14 protein-coding genes and 1 pseudogene are annotated in these 17,827 nt (G+C 59.4%); 9 read left to right on the top strand and 6 right to left on the bottom strand.

Annotated features, from left to right (window positions below):
* Nucleotides 1-5 precede the first annotated feature (5 nt).
* Complete coding sequence (locus QA643_RS09245) at nucleotides 6-971, bottom strand: phosphate acetyltransferase (RefSeq protein ID WP_283034749.1); 966 nt, start codon at nucleotides 969-971, stop codon at nucleotides 6-8.
* Nucleotides 972-1,323: 352 nt separating this feature from the next.
* Between QA643_RS09245 and pflB the strand changes: the two genes are divergently transcribed.
* The 6 genes and pseudogenes from pflB to QA643_RS09215 all read left to right on the top strand — a co-directional run bounded on the left by pflB (nucleotide 1,324) and on the right by QA643_RS09215 (nucleotide 8,898).
* The gene (gene pflB, locus QA643_RS09240; protein WP_283032876.1) at nucleotides 1,324-3,591 is read left to right on the top strand and encodes a formate C-acetyltransferase; all 2,268 of its coding nucleotides are present in this window, start codon (nucleotides 1,324-1,326) and stop codon (nucleotides 3,589-3,591) included.
* 10 nt (nucleotides 3,592-3,601) lie between these two features.
* Complete coding sequence (gene pflA, locus QA643_RS09235) at nucleotides 3,602-4,429, top strand: pyruvate formate-lyase-activating protein (protein WP_283032875.1); 828 nt, start codon at nucleotides 3,602-3,604, stop codon at nucleotides 4,427-4,429.
* Nucleotides 4,430-4,455: 26 nt separating this feature from the next.
* Nucleotides 4,456-6,057 (top strand): TrkA C-terminal domain-containing protein, encoded by a 1,602-nt coding sequence (locus QA643_RS09230; RefSeq protein WP_283032874.1) that lies wholly within the window; start codon nucleotides 4,456-4,458, stop codon nucleotides 6,055-6,057.
* Nucleotides 6,058-6,181: 124 nt separating this feature from the next.
* Nucleotides 6,182-6,946, top strand: coding sequence for a formate/nitrite transporter family protein (locus QA643_RS09225; RefSeq protein WP_283032873.1), 765 nt, complete (start codon nucleotides 6,182-6,184; stop codon nucleotides 6,944-6,946).
* 44 nt (nucleotides 6,947-6,990) lie between these two features.
* The gene (locus QA643_RS09220; RefSeq protein WP_283032872.1) at nucleotides 6,991-7,476 is read left to right on the top strand and encodes a CBS domain-containing protein; all 486 of its coding nucleotides are present in this window, start codon (nucleotides 6,991-6,993) and stop codon (nucleotides 7,474-7,476) included.
* A 38-nt stretch (nucleotides 7,477-7,514) separates the two neighbouring features.
* Nucleotides 7,515-8,898, top strand: a pseudogene (locus QA643_RS09215) (GntP family permease).
* 216 nt (nucleotides 8,899-9,114) lie between these two features.
* Here QA643_RS09215 and QA643_RS09210 read toward each other — a convergent pair.
* Complete coding sequence (locus QA643_RS09210; RefSeq protein WP_283032871.1) at nucleotides 9,115-10,077, bottom strand: MBL fold metallo-hydrolase; 963 nt, start codon at nucleotides 10,075-10,077, stop codon at nucleotides 9,115-9,117.
* A gap of 346 nt (nucleotides 10,078-10,423) precedes the next feature.
* Here QA643_RS09210 and QA643_RS09205 point away from each other — a divergent pair, with 346 nt between their 5' ends.
* Nucleotides 10,424-11,326 carry a hypothetical protein gene (locus QA643_RS09205; RefSeq protein ID WP_283032870.1) on the top strand — a complete coding sequence of 301 codons (903 nt, stop codon included), beginning with the start codon at nucleotides 10,424-10,426 and terminating at the stop codon, nucleotides 11,324-11,326.
* A gap of 112 nt (nucleotides 11,327-11,438) precedes the next feature.
* Here QA643_RS09205 and QA643_RS09200 read toward each other — a convergent pair whose 3' ends face one another.
* The 3 genes from QA643_RS09200 to QA643_RS09190 all read right to left on the bottom strand — a co-directional run bounded on the left by QA643_RS09200 (nucleotide 11,439) and on the right by QA643_RS09190 (nucleotide 13,843).
* Nucleotides 11,439-11,618, bottom strand: a complete 180-nt coding sequence (locus QA643_RS09200; RefSeq protein WP_283032869.1) for a hypothetical protein — start codon at nucleotides 11,616-11,618, stop codon at nucleotides 11,439-11,441.
* Nucleotides 11,619-12,123: 505 nt separating this feature from the next.
* Nucleotides 12,124-12,531, bottom strand: a complete 408-nt coding sequence (locus QA643_RS09195) for a hypothetical protein (protein WP_283032868.1) — start codon at nucleotides 12,529-12,531, stop codon at nucleotides 12,124-12,126.
* Between the two features lie 877 nt (nucleotides 12,532-13,408).
* Complete coding sequence (locus QA643_RS09190) at nucleotides 13,409-13,843, bottom strand: hypothetical protein (protein ID WP_283032867.1); 435 nt, start codon at nucleotides 13,841-13,843, stop codon at nucleotides 13,409-13,411.
* An 86-nt stretch (nucleotides 13,844-13,929) separates the two neighbouring features.
* Here QA643_RS09190 and QA643_RS09185 point away from each other — a divergent pair, with 86 nt between their 5' ends.
* On the top strand, nucleotides 13,930-14,262 hold the full coding sequence (locus QA643_RS09185) for a LuxR C-terminal-related transcriptional regulator (protein ID WP_283032866.1): 333 nt from the start codon (nucleotides 13,930-13,932) through the stop codon (nucleotides 14,260-14,262).
* 636 nt (nucleotides 14,263-14,898) lie between these two features.
* A complete protein-coding gene (locus tag QA643_RS09180; protein ID WP_283032865.1) occupies nucleotides 14,899-15,120 on the top strand; it encodes a hypothetical protein in 222 nt (73 codons plus the stop codon).
* Nucleotides 15,121-15,682: 562 nt separating this feature from the next.
* Here QA643_RS09180 and QA643_RS09170 read toward each other — a convergent pair.
* Nucleotides 15,683-17,326: an MFS transporter gene (locus QA643_RS09170; RefSeq protein ID WP_283032864.1), complete on the bottom strand. Its 1,644-nt coding sequence runs from the start codon at nucleotides 17,324-17,326 to the stop codon at nucleotides 15,683-15,685.
* Between the last annotated feature and the right edge of the window lie 501 nt (nucleotides 17,327-17,827).

Raw genomic sequence — 17,827 nt, 5'->3', positions numbered from 1 at the left:
GGCGATCACGCAGCAGCGATGGGTGATTTGCGGCGGCGAGCGTCGGCATGCAGGGCCGCCACTGCGGCCGACGCCATGCGCGAGCGGGCGGAATCCGCCCGTGACGTCAGAACGACAGGCACGCGCGCACCGAGCACGATGCCGGCGCCATCCGCCTTGGCGAAATAGGCCAAGTTCTTGGCCAGCATGTTGCCGGACTCAAGGTCGGGCACGACCAGGATTTGCGCGCGGCCCGCGACCTCGGACTTGATACCCTTGATCCGGGCCGCCTCCATGTCGATCGCATTGTCGAAAGCAAGCGGTCCGTCGAGCAGCGCTCCGGTGATCTGCTTGCGGTCGGCCATCTTGCACAGCGCGGCGGCTTCGATGGTGGAAGGTATTTTCGATGTGACCGTCTCCACCGCCGACAGGATGGCGACCCGCGGCGTCGTACCAAAGCCGGCCTCGTTGTAGAGATCGATCGCGTTCTGGATGATGTCACGCTTGACGTCGAGATCTGGAGCGATGTTGATCGCGGCGTCGGTAACGAACACGGTGTGATCGTAGGCCGGGACGTCCATGACAAAGACGTGGCTGATGCGCCGCGCTGTGCGCAGCCCACCCTCCTTTGCGGTCACGGCGCGCATGATTTCGTCGGTGTGCAGGCTGCCCTTCATCAAGACTTCGCCCTTGCCTTCGTGAATCAGTTGAACACCCCGGGCAGCGGCAGCAGCCTCGGTAGGCGGTGTGTCGACGATTTCACAGCCGGAGACGTTGAGGTTGTGCTTGGCGGCAACTTCCTTGATCCTGGCTGCAGGCCCCACAAGGATCGCCTTGATGATTCCTGCCTCCGCCGACTCAAGTGCGCCGCGCAACGAACTCTCATCGCAGGGATGGACAACGACCGTTGTCACCGACGGGGCGCCCTTGGCGGCCGCGATCAGGCGGTCGTATTTCGCGCCGGGTTGCTTCGCGCTTGCTTCGGCTGACATGGCACTCATTGGCTCGCTCCAATCCTGGGCGGGGGGACTTGGTGGGCCGGAAAGAAACGTGCTGCACGCACGGCTCGATACCGCAATGTCGATTCATTGAGGCGCGCACTGCCGCCGACGTTGATCTAAGTCAACGGAAGCATGCGCCCGAGCGTGGCGCGACACGTTCGCACAGGCGGGCAAATTCCTTCGCTGACGCGCCGCCACGGCCTCCCGAAGCTTGACATAGATCAATATTGGCGTCGGTTAGCGCCTACTAGCATTGGCCAACCGCCTGGCGAACGACCGATGCGCCATTGCCCATCGGATGAATTGTCAGGTCAACGATATCGTCGGCCAGGGGAGATTCGTCATGAAGGGCAGCGCAGCGCTCAAGAAGGATACGGTAGCGGACGGCTGGAGAGGCTTCCAACCGGGTGACTGGTCCACCTCGATCAGCGTACGCGACTTCATCGTCCGCAACGTGGCTTCCTATTCCGGAGACGAGAAGTTCCTGGCAGGCCCCTCGCAGCGGACCAAGGCGGTATGGGCCAAGCTGCAACCCTACTTCGCCGATGAAAGAAAGAAGGGCGTCCTCGCCGTCGACGCACAAAATCCCTCGACGTTGCTGGCGCACCCAGCCGGCTATATCGACCGCGACAACGAAGTCATTGTCGGCCTGCAGACGGACGAGCCGTTCAAACGGGCAATCTTCCCGTTCGGCGGGCTGCGCATGGTCGAGACCGGCCTGAAGGCTGCGGGCTTTGAGCCGGATGCCAAGGTGCACGAGGCCTTTACCAAGTACCGCAAGTCGCACAATGACGGCGTGTTCGACGCCTACACCCCCGAGATCATGAGCTGCCGGCGGTCCGGCATCATTACCGGCCTTCCCGACGCCTATGGCCGCGGCCGGATCATCGGTGACTATCGCCGCGTCGCCCTCTACGGCACCGACCGCCTGCTCGAGGTCAAGCGCCAGGAGCGTGCCCAGATCGATGACATGTGGCCGACGGATGAAATCATCCGGATGCGCGAGGAACTCGCCGAGCAGATGCGTGCGCTCGAGGATCTCGCGGAGATGGCAAAGCGCTATGGCAGCGACATCACGCAGCCGGCGACGAATGCGCAGGAAGCATTCCAATGGACCTACTTCGCCTATCTCGGCGCGATCAAGGAGGCCAATGGTGCGGCCATGTCGATCGGCCGCATCTCGAGCTTCCTCGACATCTATATCGAGCGTGACCTGAAGGAAGGCGCACTCGACGAAGCGGGCGCGCAGGAACTCTGGGACCAGCTCGTACAGAAGCTGCGCATCGTGCGCTTCCTCCGCACGCCCGATTACGACGCGCTATTCAGCGGCGACCCCTACTGGGCGACCGAATGCGTCGGCGGCATGGACCTCGACGGTCGCGCATTGGTGACCAAGAGCAGCTACCGCATGCTCCACACCCTCTACAATCTCGGCCCCGCGCCGGAGCCGAACATTACGGTGCTGTGGTCCACCCACATGCCCGCGACGTTCAAGCGCTACTGCGTCAAGGTCAGCAAGGATACTTCGTCGTTGCAATACGAGAACGACGACCTGATGCGCCCGTACTGGGGCGATGACTATGCGATCGCCTGCTGCGTCTCGGCCATGCGGCTCGGCAAGCAGATGCAGTTCTTCGGGGCCCGGGTCAACTTCGCAAAGGCCCTGCTCTACGCCATCAATGGCGGGCGCGATGAGGTTTCCGGCGACCAGATTGCACCGAAAGCCATGCCGGTTGCCGGCGACTTCCTCGATTATGACGACGTCATGGCAAAGTTCGACACCATCATGGAGTGGCTTGCAAAGACCTACGTGCATGCCATGAACTGCATCCACTACATGCACGACAAGTATTTCTACGAACGACTGGAGATGGCGCTGCACGATCGCGACATCCTGCGCACCATGGCGTTCGGTATAGCGGGCCTGTCTGTTGTAGCCGACAGCTTGAGTGCCATGAAGTACGGCAAGATCCGTGTCGTGCGTGACGCATCCGGCCTCGTCGTCGATTATCAGAACGAGGGCAACACCGCGACGCCGCAATTCGGCAACAACGACGATCGGGTCGACCAGATCGCATCGGAGCTGGTCACGCGGTTCATGGAGAAGATCCGCAAGCACCCGACCTACCGGAATGCGACGCATACACAGAGCGTTCTGACCATCACCTCCAACGTCGTCTACGGCAAGGCGACCGGGAATACGCCGGACGGCCGCCGCAAGGGCGAGCCGTTTGGCCCGGGTGCCAACCCGATGCATGGCCGGGACAGCCATGGCTGGCTCGCGTCATGCCTGTCGGTGGCAAAGCTTCCCTACAAGGATTCTCTCGATGGCATCAGCTATACGGTGTCGGTTGCGCCGCAGAAAGCCCATCTTTCCGAAGCCCAGCTGGTCGACGAGGCTACCAAGGCCTTCGACGTCTATTTCGGGCGCGGCGGCTTCCACATGAACCTGAATGTAATCGACCGGGAGACGCTGGAAGACGCCATCAAGAATCCGGACAAATATCCGCAACTCACGATCCGCGTGTCGGGCTATGCCGTCAACTTCGTTCGCCTGACGCCGGAACAACAGCGAGACGTGATCAGCCGCACCTTCCACGGCCAGATCTGAAGAGCTAGCCATGTCGACGGTGCAGCCACTCGAATCCGGCAGCCGGCACGACCTTCGAACGGGCGCATCTCCGGATGCGCCCGATGAGGACAAGTTCAAGGACGAGCAAGGCGCGTTTGGATATTGCCATTCCTACGAATCCTCGTCGCGTTACGACGGACCGGGCCTGCGGATCGTGCTGTTCGTATCGGGCTGCCTTCTGCGCTGCACTTACTGCCACAATCCGGATACCTGGCACCTCAAGGACGGCACCTATGTTTCCGCCGAACAGGTGTTGCGCCGGCTCGCTGACTTCGCTCCATCGCTGCGCAGTCTCGGCGGCGGCCTGACGATATCGGGCGGCGAAGCCATGGTGCAGCTTGCCTTCACCAAGCGAATTTTCGCCGGCGCCAAGCAGATGGGCTTGCACACGGCGATCCAAACATCCGGCTTCCTCGGCGACCGCGCCGACGACAGCTTTCTTTCGGTCGTCGATCTCGTGCTGCTCGATATCAAGAGCTCCGATCCCGACACCTATCGCAAGGTGACCGGCCGCGATATCGCGCCGACCCTGCGCTTCGCCGAGCGGCTGGCGAAGATCGGCAAGCCAACCTGGGTGCGATTCACGCTGGTGCCCGGCTCCACCGATGATCCAGCCAATGTCGAGGGCATCGCCAAGTTCGTAGCGCCCATGAAAAATGTCGAATGGGTCGAGGTCCAGCCCTTTCACCAGATGGGTGAATTCAAGTGGAAGGCGATGGGCCTCGACTACAAGCACTACGACACCCAACCCCCTTCCCGCGAGCTGGTGAACAGAGTGATTGGTCAGTTTCGCGATGCGGGCTGTAACGCACGGTAACAGAACTGGAATGTCTGGAGAGACACATGTTGGACCTTGCCCGCGACATCATCGGAAGCCAGCCGATCCTGACGGCGTTTCTTGCTATCGGCGTAGGCTATTTGGTGGGCCAAATCAGCATCGGCGGCTTCTCGCTCGGTGTAGGTGCCGTGCTCTTTGTGGGTCTTGCCATCGGTGCGTTCGCGCCAAAGGCCCAGATCATTGGGCCGATCGGCCTCACCGGCCTTATCATGTTTCTTTACGGCATCGGCATCCTCTATGGCCGGCAGTTCTTCGAGGGCATGGTCGGCGCGGGACAGAAATACAATCTTCTGGCGCTCATCGCCTGTCTGGCGGGCCTCGGCGTGGCGTTGGGTCTCGGACAGGTCTTTGGTATCAAGATCGGCCATACCCTTGGCCTCTACGCGGGATCGATGACCAGCACGGCAACCCTGCAGGCGGCGCTTGATGTCACCAAGACCAAGGATCCTTCTATCGGCTACTCGATTGCCTATCCGTTCGGGGTGATCGGTCCGATCCTTTGCATCTATTTCATGACCCGGCTCGTGCAGCCGAAGTTCCCTGCCAAGGCCCAGCGCTTCCACATGGGCGAGATTGCGATCGGAGCCGGCTTTGCCGGTCGTACCTTGGATGAATTGACCAAGGAGTTTTTGCGTGACGTCCAGGTTACGATGGTCCGCAAGGCGGGACAGAACGTCGTTCCGGTCGGCAGTACCATTCTGTCCGCCGGTGACGCGGTCCTGGTCGTGGCCGAGAACCAGGACGCGATTGCTAACGCTGCGGCCAGGCTCGGGAAACTGGAGCCAGGCCGACTGGCCAGTGATCGGGCAGATCTGGACTACATCCGGGTCTTCGTCGGCAAGGCCAATATGGTGGGCGTTCCGCTTTCCAGCCTCCCGATGCCTTCAGGCTTTCCGTCGCACCTTCTGCATGTTCGGCGCTATGATGCCGACCTCGTGCCGACGCCGGACCTGATGCTGGAATTCGGCGACCGCGTCGGCGTGCTCTTGCCGCCCGACCGCAAGGAGGAAATCCGCAAGCACTTCGGCGACACGGTCAAGGCCACTGCCGAGTTCAGCTATGTATCCCTTGGACTCGGTATGGTGATGGGCGTCCTCCTCGGTCTGATCCCGATCCCGATCCCCGGCGTCGGTATCGTGACCCTGGGAATCGGCGGCGGGCCGCTGATCGTCGCCCTCATCCTCGGCAAACTGCGCCGCACGGGACCCATGCTCTGGACCATGCCGCTGCCGGCAAACATCGTGCTGCGCAACTTCGGTCTTGCGATGTTTCTTGCCACCGTCGGCGTCAATGCGGGCCAACCCTTTGTCCGTACCGTCGCAGAGTCCGGCTTCACCATGCTGTTCATTGGTGTTGCCGTCCTGCTCACGACGGTCGCGATCGTGCTGCTCGTCGGCCACTACGTCATGCGCATTCCGTATGACGACCTCGTCGGCATCGCATCGGGGGCAACGGGTAATCCCGCCATTCTCGTCTACTCGACCAAAATGGCGCCGACGGAAAGGCCTGATATCGGGTACGCCATGATCTTTCCATCGATGACTCTGGTGAAAGTGATCGCGGTTCAGATCGTCGGACTTCTGGCGCTGGGCAGCGCGGGCGGATAGCGGCTGGAGCGGAGCGAGCGGGGAAATCCAAATGGCTGAACCGATGCCCGCACCACAGCCGCCGATCTTCAATTTGCAGGCCTATAGTCCGGCAGAGATCAAGGAAGCCGTCGAGAAGGTCGGCGTGAAGAAGGCCAACCTGCCGTTTCTGGTGTCCCTCATGTTGGCGGTCGTGGCAGGCGGCGGCATCGGTTTCGGCGCGCTGTACTATACCATCGTGGCCAGCGATCCGACGCTCAGCTTCGCAACGGCGCGCGTCGTTGGGGGACTGGTTTTTTCCCTCGGATTGACGCTCGTCCTGATCGGCGGCGCCGAGCTGTTTACGGGTAACAATTTGATCGTCATGGGCTGGGCGAGCGGAAAGGTTTCGACGCGCACGATGCTGCGCAACTGGGCCATCGTCTATCTAGGAAACTTTGTTGGAGCGCTCGGGCTTATCGTCCTGGTCTACTATTCCCATCATCTCGACATGAATGACGGCCGCGTCGGCTTGTCGGTATTGAACACGGCAGCCGGAAAGATCCGTCCCGATTGGGTTACGCTGTTCTTCAAGGGCATCCTGTGCAACGTGCTCGTCTGCGCGGCGGTCTGGCTTGCCTCTGCAGGCCGGTCGGTGACCGACAAGATGGTCGCCGTAGTACTGCCGATCTCTGCCTTCATCGCCGCCGGTTTCGAGCATTGCGTGGCCAACATGTATTTCCTGCCGCTGGCCTGGCTACTTATCCAGACGGGACACGCTCCTGCGAATTTCGATGCATCGCTCATCACGATTCCCGGAATCATTCACAATCTCATTCCGGTAACGCTCGGCAACATCGTGGGCGGCGCCGGATTTGTCGGGGCCGTTTACTGGACCATCTATCGGGCGGCGTTCGGCGAGTCCCGGTGAGCAGGCCCAATCCGGATCGTTGAAAGACAGCGCAGGTGACGCTCATGGATAATCCACTCAGACGCCCCGAGCAAATTCTCGCCTATCGGCCGCTGCGGCAGATCCTTGCGGCCAAGCCGAAGGGGGTGTGGACCGTCGGCCCCAACGATAGCGCGCTCGCGGCGATGCAGCTCATGGCCGACAAGCATATCGGCCTCGTCGTGGTCCTGGATAGTCAAACAATCGTCGGCGTTGTTTCCGAGCGCGACTGCGTGCGGCGTCTCGTGCTTGCAGGCAAGCCTGCGAAAACGACAGCCGTGGCAGATATCATGGTTCGGGACGTCGTGACGGTCGATATTGGCAAGACCTTTGCCGACTGCATCAAGCTCATGCACGACCACGGCATTCGTCATCTGCCAGTCACCGAAAATGGTGTGCTGATCGGAATCATTTCGGTTCGTGAGCTGTTGAGTGAAGCCGTTTCGCACCACGCCAAGATCATTGGCGAGCTGGAGCGCGAACGAATGACCATGCTCACGTCTACGGTCTGATCAGATCAGGTACGCCAAGTCATCCGGGGAGGTTCGTCGTGGATCTGTTGATCGTATTGGGTGCATTGGTGTTCCTCATGCTGGTCGCCTATCGCGGTCAGCGTGATCCTGTTTGCTCCGATCGCCGCGCTCGGCGCCGTGCTGCTGACCGACCCATCGCTGGTGCCGCCGATGTTCTCCAGCGTCTTCATGGAGAAGATGGTCGGTTTCATAAAAAGCTATTTTCCGGTTTTCATGCTCGGCGCGGTGTTTGGCAAGGTCATCGAGCTCTCCGGCTTCTCGAAATCGATCGTGGCGGCCGTCATCGGCGTCCTGGGCAGGGAACGCGCGGTTCTGTCCATCGTGGTCGTCTGCGCGATCCTGACCTATGGCGGCGTGTCACTGTTCGTCGTGGTGTTCGCCGTTTACCCGTTTGCGGCAGAGATGTTTCGTGCGGGCGACATTCCGAAACGCCTGATCCCTGCCACCATCGCGCTCGGCGCCTTCAGCTTCACAATGGATGCGCTGCCGGGCACGCCGCAAATCCAGAACATCATTCCGACGACGTTCTTCAATACGACGACATGGGCAGCCCCGGTGCTCGGTATCATCGGCAGCGTCTTTGTACTCATCGTGGGCCTTACCTATATTGAGAGCCGCCGCAAGGCCGCACAGCGCCGGGGAGAAGGTTATGGCACCGAGCTCCTCAACGAGCCGGAGCCTTTTGAAGACAAGGATTTGCCGAACCCCTGGATCGCCATGCTGCCGCTCGTGGTTGTCGGCGTCGCCAACTTTGTGCTGACGTTCGTGATACCGCGCGCCTATGGCGCCAAGCATGAAATCACGCTCGGAGCCCATCCGATCGTGACGCAAGTCGGCTCGGTTGCCGCGATCTGGGCCGTCGAGGGCGCTTTGCTACTTGGCATCCTCACCGTCTTTGTGTTCGCTTGGCGTCCCGTCCTTGCGCGGTTCGCTGACGGGAGCAAGGCAGCCGTCGCTGGCGCCCTGCTCGCTTCGCTCAACACAGCATCCGAGTACGGATTTGGCGGCGTCATCGCGCTATTGCCCGGCTTCAAATCGGTATCCGCCCTGCTCAGCTCCATCCCCAATCCGCTGGTCAACGAAGCCGTCACGGTGACCGTGCTTGCCGGCATAACCGGCTCCGCCTCCGGCGGCATGAGCATTGCGCTTGCTGCCATGTCCGATACCTTCATTGCCGCCGCGAAAGAGGCGAATATTCCACTTGAGGTGTTCCACCGCGTTGCCGCGATGGCGAGCGGCGGCATGGACACGCTGCCGCACAACGGCGCAGTCATCACCCTTCTCGCCGTCACGGGCCTCACTCACCGGCAGGCTTATAAGGACGTGTTCGTTATCACCTTGACCAAGACGGCCGCGGTGTTTGTGGCCATCGCGGTATTCTACCTTACTGGGATCTACTGAGGCGTGTTGGCGAAGTTCTGGCGACGACGATCTCTTCTCGTCTCCCGCATAGGGTTGTCTGGTTGTGGCCTTGTTGCCGACCTGCGTGACGAGCGCGCAGATGTCCGATTTACGGGGTGGAGCGGACTAGCACCTGATGGATCGGCGAGGTCGCCTGTTGACCCAAAGCGGGCGTGTTTCGGCGAACGCTGTGAAGAGTTGAAAACCCCACCGCCTTTATTGTTTAGGAAGGGAGGGTCGCCGCACGATAACGTCCTTACCTACTTCGATCACCATCAGATCTTCCCCGACTTCTAATGGACCACCGTAAGTTTTGCGCGTTGGTGGCACCAGATCATCGGCGGTGGCGGTGGGTAAAACTATGTGGGAGTAAAGGGCCAGCCGCGGTTTTGTTCTCTCAAAGACTTCCCCGGCCTGTTCAGGAGTAACATGGTGTGCGACGACTGATTTTGCGCGCTCCGGATTGACCCCCGCACGTTGAAAGGTCTCTGGAGACGCGACCTCATGCACCAGTAAGTCTACGCCTTGGGCCGCGCGTACGAGGTTTTCCGAGATCCTGGTATCGCCAGACAAAACAACCGAGCGGCCTTCATAGTCGATACGATAGCCATAGGCCGGCTCGACCGGTGCGTGGTCGACTTTGATCGCCGTTATTTTCAGGCCATTCTGTTCGAAGGCAACGCCAGGGTTGATTTCGTGGGCGTTGATCACCGCACCCTCGGGACGCGCCTTATCGTCCGAAATTCTGAAACGAATATCAAACTCAAACGCTTGTACAAGGTGAGACATCATATTCCCGGTTCCTGGTGGTCCCCACACCTCCAGCGGCCGGTTTCGGCCAGCCCCGACTAGCCAACCAGTTAGCCAGACGTCGGGAAATCCAACGACATGGTCGGAGTGCAGATGGGTAAAAAAGACCCCATCGACGTCCTGCCATCTGACTTTGATTTGCGCGAGACGCTGTATCGCGCCACGGCCAGCATCGAACAGAAATTTCTTGTCGGCTGCCTCGACCAATATGCTCGGGCCGAACCGGTTCATCACAGGAGGAGGATTTCCTGTGCCAAGCAAAGTTACGCGTATTTCTTGGCAGTATGCGGTGCCCGAAATGACGGTCAATGAGAGGCCTGAAATGAATAACGCTCTGCTTAGTTGAGCTAAAACGCGTTTGGTAAACATTCGAGCACTCCTAATGTTATGAAGAACTGGAAATCAGATCATTGTTCTGAACTAACCCTGGTCATAATACAGGCCGTCCACTATGCATTTTCGGTTCGGCAAGTACAACTTTACCTGCCCCGCACGCCTTCAAAGTCGGGTGAGGTCGGGTTTTGGCCCTTCTGCGACATGCCAACCGTCTGGGGTCATGTCCGAGTTTGAGGGGAACGCGGACAAGTTATACTAGCGCTGACTTCTTCTCAATTTGACCCAAAGCAGTCGTTTGGTTCAAGTTTTACTGATTCAATGGACGTATGAGTGATGGTTCTGACCTACGAGTGGCAGCGAAAACACGCGGAAGGTCATCATGACGGGGGCCGTCATCTTTATCGCTTTGGTATGGGGCGTCGTTTTCCTATTCGCCGCTATTCCGGGGGTCATCATTGGCTGGGTAGCTAGTGCGATGCTGGGCTACAGGCGAGGCATTGTAGTTTCAGCCGTGATCTCCATCGGCGCGACGATTTTCGCGATTCAGAAGGGGTTGCCTGGCTCTTACCTATATCTTCCGCCATTTTTGGTGGCAGCACTTCTCGGGGTTTGGATCAGCCGACAAACATTGAGAGTGCGGAAATGGCTACCTTTGGCGATCATGCTGGTTCTTGCCGCTGCCTACGGCGGGCCGCTGTTGCTTACCTATATTACGAATAGTGAACAGGATGAGTGCTCCTTTGGTCCGGTGTCGAACGTCCAATATCGCGACTATTTGGGCCGGGCGCAGGAGCTATCATCAGAGATGCCGAGTAGCTTTTCGTCGAATCACATGGAAGCAACGGCTCGGTTCAACGAGTTATTTGAAAGGCTGATCGACGGAGATCGCTCTGTCTACCAAAGGGTGGCAGCGTCACACGCACTGCTGCGGTCGTTTGGAGCCCAGTATCGAAACACCAACGGTATGCGCCCGGACCCGTACGAGACGGTTGCAAGAAAGGGCGGGCTTGTAGATTTCCGGTACTACTTGGATACACGTCGACTTGGCGTTGGGCTTCTCAATCTCTTATTAGTTTTCTGGCGGACGACGTATATCTCTTCAAACTTGACCGAGCCGGGAGAGTTCTATCGGGGGCCAGTTCCCACAGTCGTCGGGGACATTCGATTTAACGTGAATTATCCCGCCTTCGACACGCGCCCGCCGGATGATCGTGCGCCAGAGAATTGTCCTCTCGTCCCAAGCCAAGCGCTTTCCGAAAGTTTTTCGCGTCCGGCCTCTTAACGGGATGAACATGACTGCTTGTGGGCCCTTTTCGGACCTCGTGCAATGTCCGCTTTGGCGCCGCTGTTGGGATAAGCGGACATTGCAGATTTATAAGTACACGCCCTGATTATTAGCCGCGCATCGACAACGACACGCCAAGCTTGGCTGCCATCACGGAGGTAGCGCCCGGTGTCCTTTTCAGCGATTTGGATATCTTAGTAACTCCGGCTCTCGCCTTCGCCATCGTCTTCAACTGCTTCACATCCGCCTTGGTCCACTCGCGACGAGCGATCTTCTTTGCCTTAGCCATTTTTGCTCCGGTTTTTGTAAGGCGAGTGTTGTGAGTCATGACAATGGCAATCGCATGACTAAGCGTGCGCGCGCACAATCAAATTGGAATCAAATGAAGCATTCACGCATCGCCTCTCGCCCGCGCACGGCATGCACGAGCTGCGCTAGGCCATGGAAGGCAGGCTTCCACCTCGACCACAAGTTGGCCGCCAATGCTGGTGGGGCCCACGATGCGAGCAATCTGCATTGGCTTTGCCATAACTAAGAGCGCCAAAACATGATAGTGGGTTCGGGCATAGCGTAAGCCGGATGGTGCCTGCTCCCGAGGGGAAAGCGGACTTTGGCGCGGAAAGCTACCGCTTCCGAAAATGACCCAAACAAGACTCTCGGCGCCGCCTTCTCGCATCCTTCAGAGCAGCCCGTGTGCTCCGCGGAATGTCGAGCGCCGCTGGTTGCCGCGCGGCTGGCGCCTCGTCGAGTACGCCATCCGCACCTGCAATCGGTCTCTTACGAAGAAACGAGCCTTAAGCCTTCAGGTCCGTGATCCTCATAATTGCGACCACGTTCCCATCATTGAACGCCTGCTCTTTTGTGTCCTTGTTGCAGGTCCAGACAAAGTTCTTCTTGGCCGTAAAGGTCTTTCCCTCCTGCTCGAGCCGAAGCTCGCCCTCGGGGATATGGCAGATCATAGCATTCATCATCGGGGGACCCATAGTCTTCGATCCCGGCTGCATGATGACATCGCGCATTGAGACGGTCTTAAAACCGGGGATGATTGATGGTGTCTCGCCATCGTAAGCGCGCACCACGACACCTGGCCACGGCGTTGTATCCTTGTAGCCCGTGGTTTGAGCGGCGGCTGGCTTTATCATGGCCGCCGAAGCCGCTGCCAACCCGATTCCCAATGCTGACCTTCGATCGATCTTATTCATCGCTTTTCTCCTGAGGTTACAGCAACGAGCCGCCGCAGAAGCGGCGCGCTATTTCGTGGAATGTGAATGGTCGTGCGAACCGAAAAAAACATCGGTCTCTTAAGAGAGCGTGCCTGCCGATGGCATCAGTAGTGCTCGTTCGCCCCGGACGGCGATTTCGGCTGTCCCGTTTCAAGGGCAACTAGATTATACGCGACCTGACGCGCCTGAGAAACAGCATCCAAAATGCACAATGTCTCAAACTAGTTAGAGCCTGAGACTGAAGACCGGACCCGGCGTCGGCAGCTTCACTCCGGCCAACGCATACAGCAAGTCAGCGTGACTGACCGGTCCCGCGGCTCGGTCGGCGGTAAGTACGCGGCCACGACCCGACTGGCGTCGCGTCCGGAGGCGATGATTATAGCTCCCCAGGATGTCCGGAGTTGGCCCTTCTCGGACCTCGTGCGATATCGGCTTCTGCGCCGCATTGGGAGATAAGCGGACATCGCGGATTTGTACGCGCCCTTATGACTTGTTCCACATCATGCCAACACGCCCGCGAAGCGAAGGGCCGTTAACCTTTGTTGTGGCGAGCGACTGCTCTCCGGTGTTGTGATTTCGGCGCGGCCCTTTGTGCTGGTCACACGCAAGGGCTTGCCTCCAGGGGCCTTGGCTCCACGCTCCTCAGCCCCCACCGGAGCTGGGGCTCTTGGTGCGGAGACATCTCGCCGGCGAGATCGGCATGACCTTGCTCGTCCAGCTTCCTCATCGATCAATCGACGCCCAGCCAATAGGTTTTCCATCCTGGCGCAGACGAACGACATATCCAACCTGATTACTTTCACCCAAACGGATGAGATCCGAGCAAGCGAGCCAATCGTCGACGATCCGGCTAAACTCACCGCTGGCAAGGCCGATACATTCCTTCTAACTGCTTGCCCTGAAGAAAAACGGTTCGAGGAGTGAGGCCGCCCCGACTATCCAACCATCTCTGAATTGGCGAAGGATACATTGAATACAACATCCGAGTAGCGCCAGGGTTTGTAACCGCGCGCCCGTTTCTGCCGAAATCCCATGCAGCATGGAACGCGAGTATGGCGCGGGGCGTCACGCAGATATTGCGATGGGAAACAGCCGAAAGCACGATTGTGCAGGCGGAGGCGCAAAGACCGTCAATCATAATCGGCTGACGTGAAACGCGCAGTTTGTCGTACCTGTACACATAACGCCCGATCTCTCCACCTCGATCGTTTGCTATGCGAAAAACCGCATGGCTGTCCTCGATTGCAGCGAGCGTAAGAAGCCCAGCGATCAAGGCTGCCTTAAACTTCACCTGCCGCTCCCATCAATGACCCCGACTCGAGTCCATTGACGGGTAATCAGCTGTGCCGATATTGACCTAGGTCAAGAAATCCGCAGATGCTCACGATTGCATGGTTTTCTGGTCTGCTTGAACGGGCCGCACAGATGCTGAGGGTAGTTGTCGTTCAATTGGAAAGCGGCGGCTTGGTGGCGTTAAGCCCGCGCGAGAAGCTAATGTTGAGGCGGCTGGCCCAAGGAAAGACAGACCATCAGATCGCGGTCGAAATCGGAGGAAGGCAAGACCAGGTCCGATTGCAACGCGAGAGGCTGTTGCGAAGGTTGCAGATCAAGTCGGAACGGCAGCTTGCGGCGGTGGCCCTGCGGCTGGCTCCTTGGCCGGTGAGGAGCACAAGGAACATCAAGCAGTCTCCACCGCCGCTGCTGCGCTGATTCAATATCCGTGGTAGGGGTACTGACCGGGCCAAGCGTAGCTGCCACAGGAATCGCCGCTATTGTAGTAGCCGTATGCTCCCGCAGCGGCGGCTCCGGCGGCCAACCCATATTTTGCGCCACGCCAAGCGCCACCATAGTACGCATTCCGGTAGACGCCTCCGCGCACTGCCGCACGTGCAACGGGAAGGCCAAGTGTCGGGTGATACCCATATCCTCGGCCAGCGACGCCGTAGCGACCTCCGGCGACCCGATAGCCGCCGCTCTCACATGGGCAGCCCGCATGCCTCCGCCGTGGAACCCGCCAGCGCGCATGCCCACCGCCATGAAATCCTCCGCCGCCTCGGACACCGCCACCGCCCCGGCGGGCGTATGCATCATTGGGACGAGGGTAGCGGTTAGAACCACCAGCGCTGCCACGGGCGCGAGAATAATTCATGGCTTCGGTGATTGCGGTGCCTTGCATTGTTGTTGGATCGCACGCTATCGACACCCGGCGGAAGAAATCGGCCGCCTACCCACTCCGGCGTTGACCTAGATCAAACGATGACCGCGCTGTCCGCAAATGCTCGTTCTCGGCGCAACGGAACCCTGTGATTAACGCGCAGTTTTCAAAGCAATCTAAGGAGAGCGATCATGGCAATACAGATCGTGATGGACCGCACCGGCGACAGTCGGCACGTTTTCGACTATCAAAACACAGAAGAACTGATCAAGGCGGAGCAGCGGTTCCATGAGTTGACGAACGCCGGCTTCACCGCCGCCGTCCGGACTGCTTCCGGTCAGGCGACGCAGATCCGTTCGTTCGACCCCAATGCGGAGGAAACTCTTTTCTTCCCCCGGCTAGTCGGCGGCTGAATGGCTCACGACATTATTCGGCGCTCAGTGGATTCCCAAGGAAGGCCGCTCACGCTTGAAAGCTACGCGAGCGCTGTTCATTCGGTACGGGGCTGAAAGAACCCCTGAGGGTCGATCACTACTGCTCCTGCTAAAATGGCTGTCGCCAGCACAGCGCGAGCAGTTTGTCAGGAAAGGTTACTTCGAGGTCATCGGTAGCGACACCAGAAAGCGATACAGAATCTATGCCGGCGCCTCGGTGAACGTGCGAGGTTGACGAAAGAGGTCGCCGGCAGCAGGGATTGTGTTTCAACCAATCGGCGCTCTGCCGATCGGTGACGTTATGCTCGCTCAGAAGGTCGCACTAGAAGCATGCGAAAACGAGGCGCGCGCAGGGCTAAAAGATTCACACCGGACGGCTTTCACTTCAGGCAAACGCGACCACTCGGTTAAGCCACGCCTAAGAGGCTACTCCTTTGCTGCGCGCGGAACATTCGCAACGTGGACCATGTGGCCTGGTTCATTCCCGATTGGCAGCGGAGCATCGATTGGACGGTCTTCGGCAAGGGTGCAGCATACGAAGTCATGTGCGCCCTTCCTGTAGCAGGAGGGTCACACGGGGCGGCTCCGCCCCGATATGGTAGGCGCGCGCTCGAATGACCGCTTCGCTGTCTGCCAAGTTAAGGCGCTCGATCCCTCGCTGCAGTTCATGCCAATCGCGTGTACGAAATGTCTCCACCCAGTGCGCGGGATCGCCTACGTCGCGCGACAACGCCCAGCTGATCGCGCCATCGCGATATCGGGACAATCGGACGTCCGCCATGGCGATGCGAAATGCCTCGGCGTCAGCCGGATTGACCCGATAGCTGATCGCCACCAGTAGTTGATGCCTGGCTTTGTGGAGAAGCGGCGCCATCTCTTCCGCGATGCAGAGGGCACGCGGAACTGCCTTGGCCGGGGCCGACGGATCACCGATCTCCGCTGGAAGCTGGATAGCGCGCGTCAGAAGTGCAGTCACGCAGCCCGCAACGCCCGCGATGAGGATGGTTTCCGTAAGACCCGCATGCTCGCCGAGCCAGCCCCAAAAGATTGCGCCGAGGCCCATGCCGCCATTGAACACCGCTTGAAAGAGCGCCAGCACGCGAGCGCGCACCCACGGAGCCGCAGCCAACTGGACGGTTGCCTGCAGATTAGAGGTGCTGACGATCCAGCCCACGCCGAAAAACAGCAGGGCTGCATATGCCGTGATGGCGCTTGGAACGACGGCAAGAGGCACCAATGCAAGGCCACAGGTCGCCCCAGCCAGCATGATCAGGTTGTTGCGTGAAAACAATCGGCTCATTAGAGGCATTACCAAGCCGCCTAATACTGCCCCAGCGCCGATCAGGCCCATCATCACACCAAAGGACGCCGATGTAAGTCCGAGGACCTGGCGCACGTACAATGGCAGCAGTGCCCAGATCGCACTCGCACAACCGAAAAATGCGGCCGACCGCATGAGCGCGCTGCGCACGACTGGCTCGGCCACCGCGTAGGCGAGACCAATGCGCATCGCTGACCTAAATCGCTCGGGCGGAACGTTGTTCGTCGTCTGCGCACGGGGCAAAACCAGCAAGAACGCGACGACAAAGCCGACAAAAGCGAAGGAGGCTGCGTTGGCTGCGAAGGCCACTGTCGCACCGAAAACAGCCAGGATCACTCCGCCCACCGCAGGCCCGATAGCTCGGGCGATATTGAATCCGACCGAATTGAGGACCAGGGCCTGGGTCAGCGATTGCCGCGGCACTGTTAAAGGCACGGAAGCCGACCATGCCGGCCCATTCAATGCGGCGCCCATCGCGAGCAGAACTGTCAAGGACAGCAGCATCGCCGCATCAACGCGGCCCAGCGATGCTAGAATTGCTAGGATTGCGGACGTAGCCAGCATCAGCATGTTGGTGAGGATCAGGTGGCGCTTGCGGTCCATCAGGTCTGCCAAGGCTCCGGCCGGCAGGGCAAGAACAAGTACCGGCAGTTGCGCTGCCGCTTGGACGAGGCTGACCATCATCGGGCTTGGCGCTAGGTCCGTCATGATCCATGCGCTGGCGGCGTTCTGGATCCAAGTTCCCAGGGCAGCGACCGTATTAGCCAACCAGAGCCAGCAAAATTCGCGACTTGCGAACGGCGCCCATGCGGAACGTGTGGCCGACATGTCAGGAGCCGCTGCCGCTTCGTGCTGAGAAGACATGTTCGGTCCTGAAAAGCCGATGGTTAGCCGCCACTCGCCTTTCCATTTATGGTCCTGTGTGGAGCCGCCCTCCGCTCATCCGGAGTCCGCCCAAGGTGCTGCAAATCAGCAGACGGCGTTCTTGATATAGATCAAGCTAGACAAATCGTGTGGCGACATACACGACGCAGCATCTATCCAGTCGGGGCGATGACAGGCAGTATTGTACGAGCCTGGTCGCCCTGGTGTTGATACTTGGCCAGTGCCCGCGCGACCGACGCGGCGGTTCGGATTGCAGATGATCCTGACGGCGTATCGGCAAGTACGTTCAGATGTACGAGCGACTACGCGCCTCGCCCCAAACCGTGATGATCGATGGTCTCTATGCGTCGGCCTGCACCATTGTCCTCTCGGAGATATCAGCGAACAGGATCTGCGTGACTTCGCAGGCAAAGCTCGCTTTCAACGCTGCGTGGGACTTTGGCTGCCTTGGCCAGCCTGTTGTGAACGGATCCTGTACTC

This window comes from Bradyrhizobium sp. CB3481 (genome assembly GCF_029714305.1).
In the GTDB taxonomy this organism is placed as follows: Bacteria; Pseudomonadota; Alphaproteobacteria; order Rhizobiales; family Xanthobacteraceae; genus Bradyrhizobium.
Note: the sequence above shows the minus strand (reverse complement) of the source record. Positions and strands in the feature narration are given on the sequence as shown.

Bases quoted from the DNA above. Each gene is read 5' to 3' on its own strand.
- pflA (WP_283032875.1), top strand. From the start codon at position 3,602: ATGTCGACGGTGCAGCCACTCGAATCCGGCAGCCGGCACGACCTTCGA.
- QA643_RS09230 (WP_283032874.1), top strand. From the start codon at position 4,456: ATGTTGGACCTTGCCCGCGACATCATCGGAAGCCAGCCGATCCTGACG.
- QA643_RS09195 (WP_283032868.1), bottom strand. From the start codon at position 12,531: ATGAATAAGATCGATCGAAGGTCAGCATTGGGAATCGGGTTGGCAGCG.
- QA643_RS09210 (WP_283032871.1), bottom strand. From the start codon at position 10,077: ATGTTTACCAAACGCGTTTTAGCTCAACTAAGCAGAGCGTTATTCATT.
- QA643_RS09245 (WP_283034749.1), bottom strand. From the start codon at position 971: ATGTCAGCCGAAGCAAGCGCGAAGCAACCCGGCGCGAAATACGACCGC.
- QA643_RS09205 (WP_283032870.1), top strand. From the start codon at position 10,424: ATGACGGGGGCCGTCATCTTTATCGCTTTGGTATGGGGCGTCGTTTTC.
- QA643_RS09220 (WP_283032872.1), top strand. From the start codon at position 6,991: ATGGATAATCCACTCAGACGCCCCGAGCAAATTCTCGCCTATCGGCCG.
- pflB (WP_283032876.1), top strand. From the start codon at position 1,324: ATGAAGGGCAGCGCAGCGCTCAAGAAGGATACGGTAGCGGACGGCTGG.
- QA643_RS09180 (WP_283032865.1), top strand. From the start codon at position 14,899: ATGGCAATACAGATCGTGATGGACCGCACCGGCGACAGTCGGCACGTT.
- QA643_RS09185 (WP_283032866.1), top strand. From the start codon at position 13,930: ATGCTCACGATTGCATGGTTTTCTGGTCTGCTTGAACGGGCCGCACAG.
- QA643_RS09170 (WP_283032864.1), bottom strand. From the start codon at position 17,326: ATGTCTTCTCAGCACGAAGCGGCAGCGGCTCCTGACATGTCGGCCACA.
- QA643_RS09200 (WP_283032869.1), bottom strand. From the start codon at position 11,618: ATGGCTAAGGCAAAGAAGATCGCTCGTCGCGAGTGGACCAAGGCGGAT.